This is a genomic window from Sphingomonas sp. SRS2 (assembly GCF_000971055.1).
Classification (GTDB): domain Bacteria; phylum Pseudomonadota; class Alphaproteobacteria; order Sphingomonadales; family Sphingomonadaceae; genus Rhizorhabdus.
The window spans coordinates 29,375-44,184 of the sequence record NZ_LARW01000052.1 but is presented as its reverse complement, the minus strand read 5'-3'; the positions used below and the strand labels follow the sequence as shown (position 1 = coordinate 44,184).

18 protein-coding genes, 1 tRNA gene and 1 pseudogene are annotated in these 14,810 nt (G+C 65.9%); 7 read left to right on the top strand and 13 right to left on the bottom strand.

The window, feature by feature from the left end; translation table 11 throughout:
- Positions 1-54: 54 nt before the first annotated feature.
- From WP12_RS03795 to WP12_RS03760, 8 genes are all read right to left on the bottom strand, one after another.
- Entirely contained in the window at positions 55-252 is a 198-nt protein-coding gene (locus tag WP12_RS03795) for a hypothetical protein (RefSeq protein ID WP_046192431.1), read from the bottom strand.
- A gap of 262 nt (positions 253-514) precedes the next feature.
- Entirely contained in the window at positions 515-1,210 is a 696-nt protein-coding gene (gene rplA / locus WP12_RS03790; protein ID WP_046192430.1) for a 50S ribosomal protein L1, read from the bottom strand.
- Positions 1,211-1,213: 3 nt separating this feature from the next.
- Positions 1,214-1,645 carry a 50S ribosomal protein L11 gene (gene rplK, locus WP12_RS03785; RefSeq protein ID WP_046192429.1) on the bottom strand — a complete coding sequence of 144 codons (432 nt, stop codon included), beginning with the start codon at positions 1,643-1,645 and terminating at the stop codon, positions 1,214-1,216.
- Between the two features lie 136 nt (positions 1,646-1,781).
- Positions 1,782-2,321 (bottom strand): transcription termination/antitermination protein NusG, encoded by a 540-nt coding sequence (gene nusG / locus WP12_RS03780; protein ID WP_046192428.1) that lies wholly within the window; start codon positions 2,319-2,321, stop codon positions 1,782-1,784.
- Positions 2,322-2,340: 19 nt separating this feature from the next.
- Positions 2,341-2,538, bottom strand: coding sequence for a preprotein translocase subunit SecE (gene secE / locus WP12_RS03775; RefSeq protein ID WP_046192440.1), 198 nt, complete (start codon positions 2,536-2,538; stop codon positions 2,341-2,343).
- A 151-nt stretch (positions 2,539-2,689) separates the two neighbouring features.
- Positions 2,690-2,765: transfer RNA gene (locus WP12_RS03770), tRNA-Trp, on the bottom strand.
- Between the two features lie 162 nt (positions 2,766-2,927).
- Positions 2,928-3,623 carry a hypothetical protein gene (locus tag WP12_RS03765; RefSeq protein ID WP_235398943.1) on the bottom strand — a complete coding sequence of 232 codons (696 nt, stop codon included), beginning with the start codon at positions 3,621-3,623 and terminating at the stop codon, positions 2,928-2,930.
- Positions 3,624-3,666: 43 nt separating this feature from the next.
- Complete coding sequence (locus WP12_RS03760; RefSeq protein ID WP_046192426.1) at positions 3,667-5,391, bottom strand: fatty acyl-AMP ligase; 1,725 nt, start codon at positions 5,389-5,391, stop codon at positions 3,667-3,669.
- Between the two features lie 166 nt (positions 5,392-5,557).
- Here WP12_RS03760 and WP12_RS03755 point away from each other — a divergent pair, with 166 nt between their 5' ends.
- From WP12_RS03755 to WP12_RS26305, 6 genes and pseudogenes are all read left to right on the top strand, one after another.
- A complete protein-coding gene (locus tag WP12_RS03755; RefSeq protein WP_046192425.1) occupies positions 5,558-6,079 on the top strand; it encodes a regulatory protein RecX in 522 nt (173 codons plus the stop codon).
- Positions 6,080-6,254: 175 nt separating this feature from the next.
- Positions 6,255-6,779, top strand: coding sequence for a cold-shock protein (locus tag WP12_RS03750; RefSeq protein ID WP_046192439.1), 525 nt, complete (start codon positions 6,255-6,257; stop codon positions 6,777-6,779).
- 2 nt (positions 6,780-6,781) lie between these two features.
- Positions 6,782-7,261: a DUF192 domain-containing protein gene (locus WP12_RS03745; protein WP_046192424.1), complete on the top strand. Its 480-nt coding sequence runs from the start codon at positions 6,782-6,784 to the stop codon at positions 7,259-7,261.
- A gap of 96 nt (positions 7,262-7,357) precedes the next feature.
- The gene (locus WP12_RS03740; protein ID WP_046192423.1) at positions 7,358-7,741 is read left to right on the top strand and encodes an NADH:ubiquinone oxidoreductase subunit NDUFA12; all 384 of its coding nucleotides are present in this window, start codon (positions 7,358-7,360) and stop codon (positions 7,739-7,741) included.
- Between the two features lie 3 nt (positions 7,742-7,744).
- On the top strand, positions 7,745-8,236 hold the full coding sequence (mlaD, locus tag WP12_RS03735; protein WP_046192422.1) for an outer membrane lipid asymmetry maintenance protein MlaD: 492 nt from the start codon (positions 7,745-7,747) through the stop codon (positions 8,234-8,236).
- Positions 8,233-8,703, top strand: a pseudogene (locus WP12_RS26305) (DUF2155 domain-containing protein); the annotation flags it as partial. The gene mlaD and the pseudogene WP12_RS26305, both read left to right, overlap by 4 nt.
- Before the next feature lie 35 nt (positions 8,704-8,738).
- On the opposite strand, the gene aat reads toward WP12_RS26305, so the two are convergent.
- From aat to WP12_RS03705, 5 genes are all read right to left on the bottom strand, one after another.
- Positions 8,739-9,476, bottom strand: a complete 738-nt coding sequence (gene aat / locus WP12_RS03725) for a leucyl/phenylalanyl-tRNA--protein transferase (RefSeq protein ID WP_046192420.1) — start codon at positions 9,474-9,476, stop codon at positions 8,739-8,741.
- A gap of 217 nt (positions 9,477-9,693) precedes the next feature.
- Positions 9,694-10,095, bottom strand: a complete 402-nt coding sequence (locus WP12_RS03720) for a hypothetical protein (RefSeq protein ID WP_046192419.1) — start codon at positions 10,093-10,095, stop codon at positions 9,694-9,696.
- A 163-nt stretch (positions 10,096-10,258) separates the two neighbouring features.
- Positions 10,259-10,660 carry a hypothetical protein gene (locus WP12_RS03715; protein ID WP_046192418.1) on the bottom strand — a complete coding sequence of 134 codons (402 nt, stop codon included), beginning with the start codon at positions 10,658-10,660 and terminating at the stop codon, positions 10,259-10,261.
- Between the two features lie 31 nt (positions 10,661-10,691).
- Positions 10,692-11,213, bottom strand: coding sequence for a demethoxyubiquinone hydroxylase family protein (locus WP12_RS03710; RefSeq protein ID WP_046192438.1), 522 nt, complete (start codon positions 11,211-11,213; stop codon positions 10,692-10,694).
- A complete protein-coding gene (locus WP12_RS03705) occupies positions 11,210-11,683 on the bottom strand; it encodes a disulfide bond formation protein B (protein WP_046192417.1) in 474 nt (157 codons plus the stop codon). Before WP12_RS03705 ends, WP12_RS03710 begins: the two co-directional genes overlap by 4 nt.
- 353 nt (positions 11,684-12,036) lie before the next feature.
- Between WP12_RS03705 and WP12_RS03700 the strand changes: the two genes are divergently transcribed.
- Positions 12,037-14,808 (top strand): TonB-dependent receptor, encoded by a 2,772-nt coding sequence (locus tag WP12_RS03700; protein WP_235398942.1) that lies wholly within the window; start codon positions 12,037-12,039, stop codon positions 14,806-14,808.
- Positions 14,809-14,810 lie beyond the last annotated feature (2 nt).

Below are 14,810 nucleotides of genomic sequence, written 5' to 3'. Positions count from 1 at the left end.
GAGCAACGCTACAGGGGAAAACGCGAACTCGAACGCAAATAAACTCAACGCAAACTACGGATCCCGGCGCGTCCGGCTCGCATAACGGCCGACGAAAACGCCCCCGACCGCGATCAGGAACACGACAAGCGCACTGGGTTGCGGAACGTTCCGCAGCCATGCCTGCAGCGGCCCAAGCTGAGCCCAGGCGGGGGAGGCGATCACGAGGGTGGCAAACAGCGCAATAACCCCCCGGAATGCGGTACTCACCATCGGATCAAACCTCCCCCAACCCTAGCCCCTGCGCGCCCGAAGCAACGGGTTCGCCAAATATCCATGCGAGAAGCGTGCCAGTTTGGAAAACTGCCGATTTTGGGTGGTTTTGGACGACGCCGCCCTTTGAGAAAGCCGGGCTGTGTAAGGAATCCCGACGATCGTTCGCCATGCCGGGGGGGGGGCAAAAAACAAAACCGCGACGAAGCCGGGGCTCCGTCGCGGTCTTATAGTCCACCCTCGCGGGCGAAAGGCGGATAGATCAGACGCCGAGTTCGGCGGTGTCGATCTTTACGCCCGGGCCCATCGTCGAGCTGACGGCGGCCTTCTGGAGATATTTGCCCTTGGCGCCGGTCGGCCGTGCCTTGACGATCGCGTCGACGAAAGCATCGAAATTGGCGCGGAGGTCGGCTTCGGGGAAGCTGGCCTTGCCGATACCCGAATGGATGATGCCGGCCTTCTCGACGCGGAACTCGACCTGGCCGCCCTTGGCCGCCTTGATGGCTTCGGCGACGTTCATCGTGACGGTGCCGAGCTTGGGGTTCGGCATCAGGCCCTTCGGACCCAGGATCTTACCCAGGCGGCCGACGAGGCCCATCATGTCCGGGGTCGCGATGCAGCGGTCGAAATCGACCGTGCCGCCCTGGATCGTCTCGAGCAGGTCTTCGGCGCCGACGACTTCGGCACCCGCCGCGAGGGCTTCTTCAGCCTTGGCGCCGCGCGCGAACACGCCGACGCGGACGTCCTTGCCGGTGCCCTTGGGCAGCGTCACGACACCACGGACCATCTGGTCGGCATGGCGCGGATCGACGCCCAGGTTCAGCGCGACTTCGATGGTCTCGTCGAACTTGGAGGTGGCGTTCGCCTTGGCGAGCTTGATCGCCGCATCGACGTCGTACAGCTTGTTGGCGTCGACCGAACCGGCCTGATTCTTCTGCTTCTTGCTGAGCTTGGCCATGTCTTAGCCCTCCACCACTTCGAGGCCCATCGCGCGGGCGCTGCCTTCGATGATGCGGGTCGCCGCTTCGATATCGTTGGCGTTCAGGTCCTTCATCTTCGTCTCGGCGATCTGCGCGAGCTGCGAGCGCTTGATCTTTGCCGCGACGACCTTGCCCGGCTCCTTCGAGCCCGACTTCAGGTTGGCCGCCTTCTTGATCAGATAGCTGGCCGGCGGCGTCTTGGTGACGAAGCTGAACGAGCGATCGGCATAGACGGTGATGACGGTCGGAAGCGGCGTGCCGACTTCCTGATCACCGGTCTGCGCGTTGAACGCCTTGCAGAAGTCCATGATGTTGACGCCGCGCTGACCGAGCGCGGGACCGATCGGCGGCGAAGGATTCGCCTTTCCAGCGGGCACCTGGAGCTTGATATAGCCCGTGATCTTCTTTGCCATGTTTCTCACTCTGTAGTTGGCCGGTCCGCAAGCGGTCCGGCCGGTTCAAGTTTAGCGGTCCATGCGAAGGCCAGAGACCTTCTCCCGCACTGGGCGGCGCCTGAAAGACGCCAATTCCGGTTCTAACCGGAAATGCTTACTTAACGCGTTCGACCTGCTCGAATTCGAGCTCGACCGGGGTCGCGCGGCCGAAGATCGACACCGACACCTTGACGCGGCTGCGATCGAAATCGAGCTCCTCGACGACGCCGTTGAAGCTGGCGAAGGGGCCGTCGAGCACCTTGACCGCATCGCCGATCTCGTAATCGACCTTGAGCTTCGCCTTGGGGGCGGCCGCTGCGGCCTCCTCCTTGGTGTTCAGGATGCGCGCGGCTTCCGCCTCGCTGATCGGCTGGGGCTTGCCCATCGAACCGAGAAAGCCCGTCACCTTCGGCGTGTTCTTCACCAGGTGATAGACGTCGTCGTTCATGCTGAGCTTCGCCAGCACATAGCCGGGGAAGAACTTGCGATCCGAAGTGATCTTCTTGCCGCGGCGGACCTCGGTGATCTTCTCGGTCGGCACTTCCACCGATTCGACAAGCTGCTCGAGCCCCATACGCGCGGCGTCAGCCAGGATCTGCTCCCGGACCTTGTTCTCGAAGCCCGAATAGGCGTGAATGATGTACCAGCGCGCCATGAACGCCTAATTCTCCGTATTAGCCCAGCAGCGACAGCAGGAACTTCACGATCGCCGCGAAGGCCTGGTCGAGACCGAAGAAGAACAGGCCCAGCAGCAGCGTCATGATTCCCACCATGATGGTGGTCGTCACGGTCTCCTTGCGGGTCGGCCAGACGACTTTCGCCGTCTCTGCCTTGACCTGCCGGATGAACTCGCCGGGTGAAGTCTTCGCCACGTCCTCGCCTACCACCAATTTGACGGGCGATTGCCCATCAAAGCTTCCAAAATAACGACACGAGGCCTCAGTCCGCTTTTCAGCCTTGCGGCCGCGGACCTTGACCTCGTTTTCTCGACCCCGTCGGCCTTACCCAACTACCATCAGAAAATGGCAGGAGTGGAGGGACTCGAACCCACGGCCCTCGGTTTTGGAGACCGATGCTCTACCAACTGAGCTACACTCCTCCGGGTCCGAGAGAGCGGGCACATAGCGGGGGGTGCGTGGGAGCGCAAGGGGCTGGAAGGCCAAAGCTTCGTCGCCACGGCGGAGGCCGCGGCCGCCATCGGTGGAATTGCCACCGTTCGGCTGGAACCCGGGCCGGCTCCACCTCCGCTGTGGCGGCGCGCTCAGGGCAGATAGACGATCCCGCCGCCGTCGATGTCCCAATAGGCGCCGCCCGCGCCGTTGGTGCGGAAGGCGATCGGCACGGTGATGCGGTGGCCGCACGGCTCGAAGGTCCATAGCTCGCGCCACGAGCCCTTGAGGCGGATGCCATAGACGTCCGGCCCCAGATCGGCGCTGCGATCGACGACCTTGACGTCGGTCGCGGTCATATCCTTCGGCGCGCATTTGGGATCGGCGCGGCGAAGCTTGTCGACGGCATGGCCGACCGTGGCGCGGAGCCCCTCGCGGGCGAGGGTGGGCCAGGCGAGGCTTTCGCCCTGACCGGAGAAGATGCCCTGCAGGGTCACGCCGTCGGCCATGCGGAACAGCAAGATGCGGATCGGGGCGGCAGGCGGACAGTCTTCGAGCTTTACCGACGTCACCCAGCCATTCTCGATCTGGCCGCTGGCGATCGTCGCCGTGACCATGCCGTCGAGGGTGACGGGCGAAAGCGCGCCGATGACGAGCTTCGCCGGTACGCATCGCCCACGCTGGCGCGCGTCGGCCGTGACAGCGGCGCCCACCGCACGGGCGAGCGCTTCGCCATCGGGCAGGGGCTTGCGGTTGATCTCTTCGATATCGCGCTGGAACTGCGCGGGATCGCCGAGCGGATCGAGCGTTGCGGCGGTGGCCGCGCCCGCCACGGACAGTGCGATCATCGCACAGGCCGCCAACCGCATCCTGCGGCTCTTCAGGCTGCCCTCAAGCCGCGATGTCGTAGCCCTGGATCTCACCCGACAGATAGAGGTTGCGGGCCTTGGCGCGGCTCAGCTTGCCCGAACTGGTCTTCGGCAGGGTGCGCGGCGGCACCAGTTCGACAACGCAATGCATGCCGGTGATCGCGCGGACCTTGTCGCGAATCTGGTCGCGCAGGCGGGCGCGCTCCGCGGGGTCCGAGGTGCGGCACTGAACCAGCACCGCGGGGGTTTCCTCGCCGCCCGGGGTGGTGATCGCGAAGGCGGCGATGTCGCCTGCCTTGAAGCCCGGCAGCTGCTCGACCGCCCACTCGATATCCTGTGGCCAGTGATTCTTGCCGTTGATGATGATCATGTCCTTGGCGCGGCCGACGATGAAGATATAGCCGTTCGAAATATAGGCCATGTCGCCGGTGTCGAGCCAGCCGTCGGCCATGCAGGCGTCGGTCGCCTCCTGATCGCGGAAATAACCGGTCATGATCGACGGGCCCTTGGCCCACAGCTTGCCGATCATCTTTTCGGGCAGCACCGATCCATCGTCGTCGCGGATCTCGACCGCCATGTCGCGCACCGGCTTTCCGCAGTTGACGATCGCGCGGAAGCGGCGCGGGCGGTCCTGATTGTGGTCGCCGCCCGAGAGCTGGGTCTCTTCGACCAGTTCGACGACGATGCCTTCGCCCGGGGGCATGATCGAGACCGCCAGCGTCGCCTCGGCCAGGCCGTAACTTGGCAGGAAGGCCCCGGCGCTGAAGCCCGCCTCGGCAAAGGCGTCGACGAAGGCCTGCATCACATCGGGGCGGATCATGTCGGCGCCGTTGCCGGCCAGCCGCCAGCGCGACAGGTCGAAACGGTCCGACGCCTTGGTCTGGCTCGACATGCGGCGCGCGCAGATGTCGTAGCCGAAGGTCGGCGAGTAGCTGATCGAGGTGCCCTCGTTGCGGCTGATCATGTCGAGCCAGGCGAGCGGACGGCGCGCGAAATCCTCGGTCTTGAGATAGTCGGTCGAGACCTGATTGGCGATCGGCGACAGGAAGCAGCCGACCAGACCCATGTCATGATACCAGGGCAACCAGCTGATGCAGCGGTCCTGCGGCTCGAGCAGCATGCCATGCGAATGCGCGGCGAGATTGTTGAGCAGCGCGCGATGGGTGACGGCGACGCCGTGCGGGAAGCGGGTCGAGCCGCTCGAATATTGCAGATAGGCGATATCGTCGGGCGACGCCTGCGGCAGAATCGCCTCGACCGCGTCGCGCGTCTCGAATGCCTCATAGCTCAGCCCCTGTACCCCGCGCTGCTGCGCGGCGGCGGCGGCCATCTCTTCCAGCTCGGCCGGATAGAGGAACATCGTCGGGTCCGAACTCGAAAGCTGGACGCTGAGCTGTTCGATATAGCTGTCCTTGCCGCCGAACGAGGTCGGCAGCGGCAGCGGCACCGGCCATGCGCCGGCATAGATCGCGCCGAAGAACAGTGCGGCGAAATGCGTGCCGGTCTCGGCGACCAGCGCGATGCGGTCGCCGGGCTTGATCCCGGCCGCAATCAGCCGCCCGGCATTGGCCAGGCCATCGGCGCGCAGCTGGGCATAGCTGTAGGGCTGGACGAGGATTCCGCGCGCATCATGGAAATTGAGGCCGCGGACGCCGGTAGCGGCATAGTCCAGAGCGGCGCCCAAGGTCGCGAAATCGGCGAAACGGCGCGGCAGCGCATCCACTGTCGGCGTCGGCACCAATGCCATTATACTGTCATTCCTCTGCAATCCCGAAGCGCCATCTACCCGGTCCAGCATCACCGCGACTCCCCTTGGGGTTGCCGCCGGCCGCCGGGCAGCCTTGCCATAATCCTGAAGCATTCGCGCAAGCCCGCGTTCAAAATCCGGCCCGACTGTGGCACAATCATGGCGCATGCCCCGATCCGCCCCCAGAACCCCGAAGCCCTATGACGATGCGGCGCTCGAACGCGCCGCGCTCGACTATGCGGCGCGCTACGCCACCACCAGGGCGAAACTGGCTGCTTTCCTGCGCCGCAAGGTGCGCGAGCGTGGCTGGGCGGGGGAGGGCGAGGCCCCGGTTGAGGCGCTGGTCGAGCGGTTCAGCCAGCACGGCTATGTCGATGACCGCGCCTTCGCCAGCGCACGCGCGGAGTCTCTGCTGCGCCGCGGCTATGGCGCGCGCCGGATCGGCACGGCGCTGCGCGCCGCCGGGATCGGTGACGATGTCGCCGGCGAGCTGCGCGAGCGGATCGGCGAGGGGGCGGAGGACGCGGCGACCGGCTATGCGCGGCGCAAGCGAATCGGGCCCTTTTCGGGCCGCACCCCGGATATGGCGGAAAAGCGACGCTGGATCGCCGCCATGGCGCGCGCCGGACATCCGATGGATATCATCCTGCGCGTGCTGGGCGCGGATCCCGGGGAAGAAGCATATTGATCAGCGCGGCATAACCGGCGATGGCGTCAAGCCGGAATCGGAATAGCTTCGTTTCAGTGGCGCTATATGTTAACAGGCTGTGCAAGCAGCGGGTGTCTCGACGATGAATGAAAAGTCTGTTGCGTCTGTAACGTTGCGCGACGTCAGCCTGGACAGTGATCAGGAACGCTTGTCGATGTCTACAGGCGAACCCGCCGAGACCGTCGTGGGGGCGGTCAAATGGTTTGATGCCACCCGGGGGTTCGGCTTCATCTCCACTGACGGCGACAAGGGCGACGTGCTCGTCCATTTTTCCGTGCTGCGCGATCATGGCCGCCGTACGCTGCCCGAAGGCGCGCGCATCGCCTGTGAAGTGGTGGCGCGCGACCGCGGGCTTCAGGCGCGCCGCATCCTCGCCATCGACCTGTCGACCGCGACCGGCCCCGATCCCGACCTGATCGCCAAGCGGAACGCCGACCGGGTTGATCCCGTCGATCTGATCGACAACGCGGGCGAGGCCGAGGTGGTGATCGTCAAGTGGTTCAACCGGCTGAAAGGCTATGGCTTTCTGGTCCGCGAAGGCGATACCCAGGACATCTTCATTCATATGGAAACCGTGCGCCGCGCCGGCTTTGCCGATCTCGTGCCCGAAACACGGATGAAGGCGCGCATCGCCGATGGCCGCAAGGGCCCGCTCGCGGTGGAACTGATCGCCGACTGACCATGATGCGCGCCGTACGACTGCTGGGAGTCATCGCCCTTGCGTCGCTCGCTGTCGCCGGTTGCGGGCCGACCGCGGCGCGCCCAACCCAGAGCGCCGAGCAGGACGGCGTCCGGCTTGTCCCGTTGGAAGTGCGCACCGCGAAGGGCGTCGTCCGTTACAAGGTCGAGGTGGCGGCCACTGCGCAGGAGCAGTCGCGCGGGCTGATGTACCGCACCAGCCTCCCCGACCATGGTGGGATGATCTTTCCGATGACGCCGCCGCGTCCGGCGAGCTTCTGGATGAAAAACACCTACATCCCGCTCGATCTCATCTTCATCCGCCCCGATGGCACGATCGCCCGGATCGCGGCGAACGCTGTCCCCGAGAAGCTCGATCCGATCGAATCGGGGGAGCCGGTGGCGGCGGTGCTGGAGATCATCGGCGGCGGCGCGGCAGCCGCAGGCATCGCCGAGGGCGATATGGTCAGCTGGCCGAAATAAGGCTTGTCCCGTCATCCCAGCTCTCGCTGGGATGACGATGGGGAGAGTGGCCCTAAACGGTTGCTGTGATAGCGGGCACCCGCTAAGCGGGGTTCCATGCTCAAGAAGATCTTCACTTGGTGGGACGGCGCCACGATCGGCACGCTCCTGTTCAGCAAGTTCAATGGCAGCCGCGTGGGCGAGGATTCGCTCGGCAATGTCTATTTCGAGGGTGGCAAGGCGACCGACGGGCGCAAGCGCCGCTGGGTCATCTATTCGGGCGCGAACGACGCCAGCCGCGTGCCGCCCGAATGGCATGGCTGGCTGCACAACAGCACCGACATGACCCCTGATCAGCTGCCCCAGCCGCGCAGCTGGCAGAAGATGCCCTTGCCCAATCTTACCGGAACCGAAGCGGCCTATCGGCCGTCTGGCGCGTTGGAGAAAGGCGGCGTCCGCGCCGCTGCTACCGGCGATTATGAGGCATGGAGCCCGATCTGAATCATGAAGTCGCTATTTCGTGAGAATATCGGTGAGGCGCTGGTCGGCCTGTTCGTGGTCGTCTTCGCCGCGTGGTTCGTCTGGTTCTCCTGGACCAAGACCGGCGGCGGCACGAAGGAAGGCGCGATCCACGTCACCGCACTCTTCCCCAACTCGACCGGCATCAATGTCGGCAGCGAGGTCCGCGTCGCGGGCATGAAGGTCGGCACCGTGAGCGACCAGGCGCTCGACCCGCAGAGCTTTCAGGTCAAAGCGACGCTGGCGCTCGATCCGGCGGTCAAGCTGCCCGCCGACAGCAGCGCCGCGATCACCTCCGAAGGATTTCTCGGCGCGACCTTCGTCTCGCTGATCCCGGGCGGCGAAACCGTCGCGCTCAAGGATGGCGACACGATCGCCGATACCCAGGGCGCGATGGATCTGATGAGCATGGTCGGCCAGTTCATCAACAAGTCGGGCGATAGCAAGGCGCCGGCCGAAGAAGCGCCTAAGCCGTGAACCGGATACTGCTGGGCGCGGTCGCGCTCGGCGGCCTTGCCGGTGTTGTCGCGTGGCAGGCCTCGAGCCAGCAGCAGCCCGCAATCGAGGCGATCCCCTCCGACGAGCAGGCCGTGGCGACAGCGCTTGCACCCGCCGGCGAGAACGAGAGCGGCAACAGCGCGGCCCCGGCGGCCCCAAAGGCGGTTGCCGAGAAGATTCCCGACAAGCCGCTGGTCAGCGAAGGGACGCCGCTGGGCCAGCGCGTCGCGGTGCTGGGCCTGCTCAACAAGCGCAATGGCGAATCGCGCGACCTCACGCTGCGTCCCGGTCAGGCGATCCGCGTCGGCGATGTCGTCATCCGGCTGCGCGCCTGCGAGACGACGGCCCCCTGGGAGGACCAGAAGCTGACCGGCGCCTTCGTCCAGACCGATGTGCGGAGCCGCGACGGCAGCTGGCGGCGGGTCTTCTCAGGCTGGCTGTACAAGGAATCGCCGTCGCTCAACGCGGTCGAGGATCCGGTCTACGATGTCTGGCCCAAGAGCTGCACGATGGTGCATCCTGATATCGGTCCCGACACGGTCCGCCTCTCGGGATCGGTCGCGCCGCCATCGGGCGACAAGGCGTCGAGCGCGAAGAAATCGGGCGAGGACCAGCCCGCGGCCCGGCCCATCGCGCCGCCCGCCACGCCCAGCGCCGAATCCAACAGCGCGACATAATCGTCGCGGGTCACTTCGATCGCGCCGAGCGACTGGAGATGATCAGTGATGAACTGGCAATCGAGCAGGTGGAAGCCGCCTGCCTTCAGCCGCGCGACCAGCCAGGCGAGCGCGACCTTCGACGCGTTGCTCTCGCGGCTGAACATGCTCTCGCCGAAGAATGCTCCGCCGAGACGGACGCCATATAGCCCGCCGACCAGCCGACCATCGAGCCAGGTCTCGATCGAATGGGCGTGGCCGCGCCGGTGGAGATCTGCATAGGCGATTTCGATTGCGGGATTGATCCAGGTGTCGGGACGGTCGCTTGTGCTCGCCGCGCATTCGGCGACGACCTCGGGAAAGGCCTTGTCGGCCGTCACGGTGAAACGATCCGAACGGATCGTTTTTGCAAGCGAGCGCGAAAGGCGGAAGCGGTTGAGCGGCAATACGCCCCGCTTCTTGGGCTCGACCCAATAGACGTCATCCGCCGCGCGGCTGTCCGCCATCGGGAACACCCCGATGGAATAGGCTCTCAGCAACAGGTCCGGATCAATCGCCTTCACCGCTTCACCTCTTGGGGAGAAATATACGCGATCCGCGCAAAATCGGAAGAGTGCGATACTGCGCAGTCTGCGAGCGCGGCCGGCTGTCCATGCGACATCCTCGACTGCATGTTAGCGGCTCCCGGCATGTGTAGGTGAGAGAACGCCCCTGTTTTCAATGTGGCGCCAAGCTCGTCGTCGCCGGACTGGCGATCGGCATCCTGGCGATGCCTCGTCGCTATTCTCCCCGTTTCGCAGCCTCGCGCTCGGCCCGCGCGGCTTCGAGGAATTGGCGCATGCATCCTGTCTGACCGCCCGACCCGTGCGGCGAGCAGCTGTTCGGCAGGCCCTTCTTGCTGACCATGTCGAGCGTCCGGGTCCGCTCGGTCCAGCTTTGTCCTGATCCGTCCTCGGTTTTCTTCTTCCGGAACTGCTTGGGGATGCGGAAACGGTCGCTCTCGGGCTGGCGGGCGCAGACGATGATCTCGTCATCCTTGCTGCGCGGACAGGGATCGTCGCCGTAGACGACCAGCGTGCTGACGCGCGGCGGCGGCGCTTCGCCGGGCAGCGCCGGGGTCTCGGGCGCGGCGGACAGCGGGGCCGCGGCGAGCAGCATCGGAACGAGGAGGGCCAGTTTCATAGATCAAGCTAACGCGCGAACGGCTTTCGGGGTGCTGAACGGATCGAATCCCGTCGTCATGCCAGCGCAGGCTGGCATCTCGGGCGTGGGTCGCGACCTAAAATCCGTCCGCGCCGCCCGAGACCCCAGCCTGCGCTGGGGTGACGGGGCGTCAGGCGCGTCGTCAGAATTTGATCCCGCACTTCTTGCCGTCGGCCTTGTCCTCATCACAGGCCTTGCGCGCCATTTCGCGGAAGCAGCCCGACGCGCCGCTCGATCCGCTCGGCGAGCAGCTGTTGGTGCCGCTCTTGCCGACATATTCGATGCTCGACGCCCGGTCGCCCCAGGTCTCGCTTTCACGGCCCTGTGTCCGGCGGAGCTCTTCGGGGATGCGATAACGCTCCGCCTCGGGCATGCGGCGGCAGACGACGATTTCCTCACCATTGCTCGTCGGGCAGGGATCGGTGCCGAAGATCGTCAGCACCCGTTCGGCGCGCTGCGCCACGGCCGGAGCGGAGACAGGGCCGATCGACGCGAGAGCGGCGATCATCGCCAGCGCCGGAGAAAGAAAGCGGGTCGTCTTCATCGGCGCGGTCCTGTCCTGTGATGTCTGTCGACTATATGTGCCGCGACAGGCCGATGGCAATGCGGCAGCCGAGCCTGATCGCACCGGATAAAAGCGGATAGGCGGGCGCCTGTTCCGCGCCCGCCGCGATGGCGGCGTCACGATGCTCGACTTCCTCGGCCCGAAATTCGGCGATGGTGGCGGACAACTCGGGATCGCTGTCGCCGATCTGGTCGAGCTGTTCGCCATAATGACGGTCGATCTCGGTCTCGATCGCGGCGGTGCAGGCCATTGCCGCCTTCGGCCCGAGCAGCGCGGTCGCCGCGCCTAGGGCGAAGCCGGCGACGTTCCACAGCGGCTGAAGCGCGGTCGGCCGGACGCCGCGTTCGGCGATCATCGCATCGAAGACCTTGCGGTGACGCGCCTCCTGCTCGGCCATCCGCGCGATTGCGCGGGCCTCGTCGGTGCGTTGCCCCATCACCGCCAACTGCCCGGCATAGATGCGTGTCGCGCCATATTCGCCGGCCTGGTCGACGCGGATCATGGCTTTACGCTGCGTGTCGGTGGTGCTCATGCGCGGCGCGCCCATAATGCGGCGATGCCGAGGCCGCCGAGGATCGAGAAGATCGCGTTGAAGCCGGCCAGCGATATGCCGAACAGAGTCCATTGCGGTACGTCGCACTGGATCATCGGGGTCGCCATGATCTGCGCGAGGATATCGGTGCTCGACGCGCCCGAGACCGGCGCAGCGCAGCGGGTGATCCCCTGCCACCAGTGATATTCGACCCCGGCGTGGAACAGGCCGATCGCGCCGCTGATCAGGATCGCGACGATCGCCAGCGCGACGAGGATGCGGCCCCAGGGGCGTTCGCGCAGCGGAAAGGCGAACAGCGCCAGCGCGATCGCCGCCTCGTGCGGCCAGCGCTGCCAGTGGCACATTTCGCAGGGAAACAGCCCGCCGATATATTGCGAACCGAGCGCGCCGGTCATCAGCACGGCGGGAAGCAGAAGCGCGGCGAGCCTGGCCTGGGCGAACGGGGTCATGCCCACGGTATAAAAGCAGTGGCGGGCAAAGATAAGCCCTTACCGCCCTATCCGGCGCTGCTCGGGCGAGTGCCGTGCGCGCCACTGACCGGCCCCTGCGGACGCGGCAACAACATGGAACAGCAGCCGAACGCTATCGTTGTGATCTGGCGGGTTCGAAAGGAATTCCGCCCTTTGGGAGAGTGAGATGGGCAAAGGCATTATCCTGTGGTTGCTAGGCGTTCCGGGCATCATCATCGTCGCCTTGCTGCTGTTCAACGTTATCTGAGCCGCGGCTCATTTCACCCCTGACATATCCCGTCAGAATTATCGGCTAAGAGCGCCCGTATAGTGATTCGGGCGGGAGTATCTTGGTGCGGTTGAACAGGTGGTCTGGTAGCGCATGTGTCGTCCTGCTGGCCGTGCTTTCCGGTGGCGCGCCGGCCGTCGCGCAATCCGTCGAGCCGCCGCGCGGCGCGCAGGACGATGCGGAGTTTGATGAGGGTGCCGAGATTACCGTTACCGGCGAGCGGCAACGCGGCGCTGTAATTGGCGATATCGCGCCCGAGCGCCAGCTGAACAGCGGCGATATCCGCGCGCTGGGCGTCAGCTCGGTCGCTGAACTGCTCGAGGAGCTCGCACCACAGACGCGCAGCGACCGCGGACGCGGCGAGCAGCCGGTGACGCTGCTCAACGGTCGCCGTATTTCGGGCTTCGCCGAGATACGCGACATCCCCTCAGAAGCGATCGAGCGGGTCGACATCCTGCCCGAGGAAGCCGCGCTCAAATATGGCTACAGCGCCAATCAGCGCGTCGTGAACATCGTCCTGCGCCGCCGCTTCCGCTCGATCGTGGGCGAGGTCGAGGGCGGCCTGGCGACCCAGGGCGGCGGCAGGCAGGGCGAGATCGAGCTCAACCTGCTTCGCATCCGGCAGGACCAGCGCTTCAACCTCAACCTCGAATATGAAGCCGTTGCCGCGATCACCGAGGCCGAGCGCAATCTCGTTTCGCGCAGCGGCGGGCGGGCGTTCGACACGACCGGAAACATCGTCGGCATACCCAATGGGGCCGAGATCGATCCGGCGCTAAGCGCCTTGGCGGGTGCTCCCGTCACCAGCGCGGGGGTTCCCGTCTCCGCAGCCAATGGCGTACCATCGCTTGCCGATTTTGCGGGAACCGCCAACCGTCCCAACCGGACCGATGTCGGGCGTTACCGTACGATAAGGGCCGAACAGAAGACGCTCAGCCTCAACTCGGTCTATGCGCGCAACATCTTCGGCACCGTCGCGGCAACGATCAACGCGACGCTCGACGTCACCGACAGCGATTCGCTGCGCGGGCTTCCGGGCGCGAGCCTGTTGCTGCCGGCGGCCAACCCCTATTCGCCGTTCGGCGCCGATGCGACGCTGCTGCGTTATCTGGGCACCGATCCGCTCACCCAGAGCAGCGAGGGCTATACCGGCCATCTCGGCGTCACTCTCGACAAGGATGTCGCCAAATGGCGGATGTCGCTGACCGGCGGCTATGACCATGGCGTGTCGCGGACGCGCACGGTGCGCGGCATCGACATCACCGATCTTCAGGCCGGGCTCATAGCCGGCGATCCGGCGCTCAACCCGTTCGGGACGATCCCGGCCGCGTTGCTCGACACGCGGCTGACCGACCGCGCCAGATCGGTATCGGACAGCGGCAATGTCGATTTCGTCGCCGCCGGTTCGCTCGCCCAGCTTCCGGCCGGCCCGCTCAACGCCAGCTTCAAGGGCGGGTTCGACATACTCGCGCTCGACGCCAGCTCGACCCGACTGGGCGTCGTATCGTCGAGCGACCTGTCGCGCACCAATCTCAATGGCCAGGCGAGCTTCGACCTGCCGATCACGAGCCGGCGCGACGATATCCTCGCCGCGATCGGGGATCTGTCGCTCAACGTCAACGCCACCGCCGACCGCTATTCGGATTTCGGCACGCTCGGCGGCTGGGGCTATGGCGCGAACTGGAAGCCGGTATCGGGCGTCAGCCTGATCTTCTCGATGAATGAGGACCGCACGCCGCCGACCGTCCAGCAGCTTGGCAATCCCACCGTCATCACTCCCGACGTCCGCACCTATGACTATGTGCGCGGGACGACCGTGGATATCAGCCAGATCAGCGGCGGCAATCCGCTGCTCGACGGCGATCGCCGCCGGGTGATGAAGCTCGGGCTGACCGCGAAGCCTTTCAAGGCCGACATCACCCTGACCGCGAACTATATCAACAGCCGCATCCGCAACGCGGTTGCGGGTTTTCCCGAGCCGACCGCGGCAATCGAGGCGGCCTTTTCCGATCGCTTCACCCGCGACACCGATGGCAATCTGGTGCGGGTCGATGCGCGTCCGATCAATTTCGAGCGGCTGAGCAGCAGCGAGCTGCGATGGGGCGTGACCTTCAGCCACCGGCTCAAGACCTCCGAAGCGCTGATCGAGGCGATGCGCAACAGCCGCCGCGCGAAGGAGGCGATGGAACGCCGCGCCGCCGCCCAGGCCGCCCGCGAGGCAGCGGGGCAAAGCGGGCAAGCTGGCGGGCCCGGCGGCGGGCAAGGCGCGGGCAGGCCGGGCGGCCCCGGTGGCCCGGGCGGTTTTGGGGGGCGAGGCGGCGGGCGTGGTCCCGGCGGCGGCGCGGGACAGGGAGGCCGCCTGCAATTCTCGCTGTTCCACACCTGGCATTTCAAGGATGAGGTGCTGATCCGTCAGGGCCTGCCCGTGCTCGACCTGCTCAGGGGCGACACGCTGGGTTCGAGCGGGGGCACCGCCGAACATGAACTGGAAGCGCAGCTCAACTACGCCAACAATGGCATCGGCGGGCGGATCAACGCCAACTGGCGCAGCGGCACCACCGTCGACGGCGCGGTCGGATCGCCCACCGGCAGTCTGCGCTTCTCGCCCTATGCGAAGATCAACGCCCGCCTGTTCGTCCAGCTGGCGCAGATTCCCATGCTGATCGATTCGGACTGGGCGCAGGGCGCGCGCCTGTCGCTGCGGGTCGACAATCTGTTCGACAGCCAGCAGAAGGTCCGCGACGCCACCGGCGCGACGCCGCTGCGCTACCAGCCGGGCTATCTCGACCCGGCGGGGCGAACGATCCGGATTGAATTTCGCAAGCTGTTCTTCTGACC

Bases quoted from the DNA above. Each gene is read 5' to 3' on its own strand.
- WP12_RS03795 (WP_046192431.1), bottom strand. From the start codon at position 252: ATGGTGAGTACCGCATTCCGGGGGGTTATTGCGCTGTTTGCCACCCTC.
- rplA (WP_046192430.1), bottom strand. From the start codon at position 1,210: ATGGCCAAGCTCAGCAAGAAGCAGAAGAATCAGGCCGGTTCGGTCGAC.
- rplK (WP_046192429.1), bottom strand. From the start codon at position 1,645: ATGGCAAAGAAGATCACGGGCTATATCAAGCTCCAGGTGCCCGCTGGA.
- nusG (WP_046192428.1), bottom strand. From the start codon at position 2,321: ATGGCGCGCTGGTACATCATTCACGCCTATTCGGGCTTCGAGAACAAG.
- WP12_RS03765 (WP_235398943.1), bottom strand. From the start codon at position 3,623: ATGATCGCACTGTCCGTGGCGGGCGCGGCCACCGCCGCAACGCTCGAT.
- WP12_RS03760 (WP_046192426.1), bottom strand. From the start codon at position 5,391: ATGGCATTGGTGCCGACGCCGACAGTGGATGCGCTGCCGCGCCGTTTC.
- WP12_RS03755 (WP_046192425.1), top strand. From the start codon at position 5,558: ATGCCCCGATCCGCCCCCAGAACCCCGAAGCCCTATGACGATGCGGCG.
- WP12_RS03750 (WP_046192439.1), top strand. From the start codon at position 6,255: ATGTCTACAGGCGAACCCGCCGAGACCGTCGTGGGGGCGGTCAAATGG.
- WP12_RS03745 (WP_046192424.1), top strand. From the start codon at position 6,782: ATGATGCGCGCCGTACGACTGCTGGGAGTCATCGCCCTTGCGTCGCTC.
- WP12_RS03740 (WP_046192423.1), top strand. From the start codon at position 7,358: ATGCTCAAGAAGATCTTCACTTGGTGGGACGGCGCCACGATCGGCACG.
- mlaD (WP_046192422.1), top strand. From the start codon at position 7,745: ATGAAGTCGCTATTTCGTGAGAATATCGGTGAGGCGCTGGTCGGCCTG.
- WP12_RS03720 (WP_046192419.1), bottom strand. From the start codon at position 10,095: ATGAAACTGGCCCTCCTCGTTCCGATGCTGCTCGCCGCGGCCCCGCTG.
- WP12_RS03715 (WP_046192418.1), bottom strand. From the start codon at position 10,660: ATGAAGACGACCCGCTTTCTTTCTCCGGCGCTGGCGATGATCGCCGCT.
- WP12_RS03710 (WP_046192438.1), bottom strand. From the start codon at position 11,213: ATGAGCACCACCGACACGCAGCGTAAAGCCATGATCCGCGTCGACCAG.
- WP12_RS03705 (WP_046192417.1), bottom strand. From the start codon at position 11,683: ATGACCCCGTTCGCCCAGGCCAGGCTCGCCGCGCTTCTGCTTCCCGCC.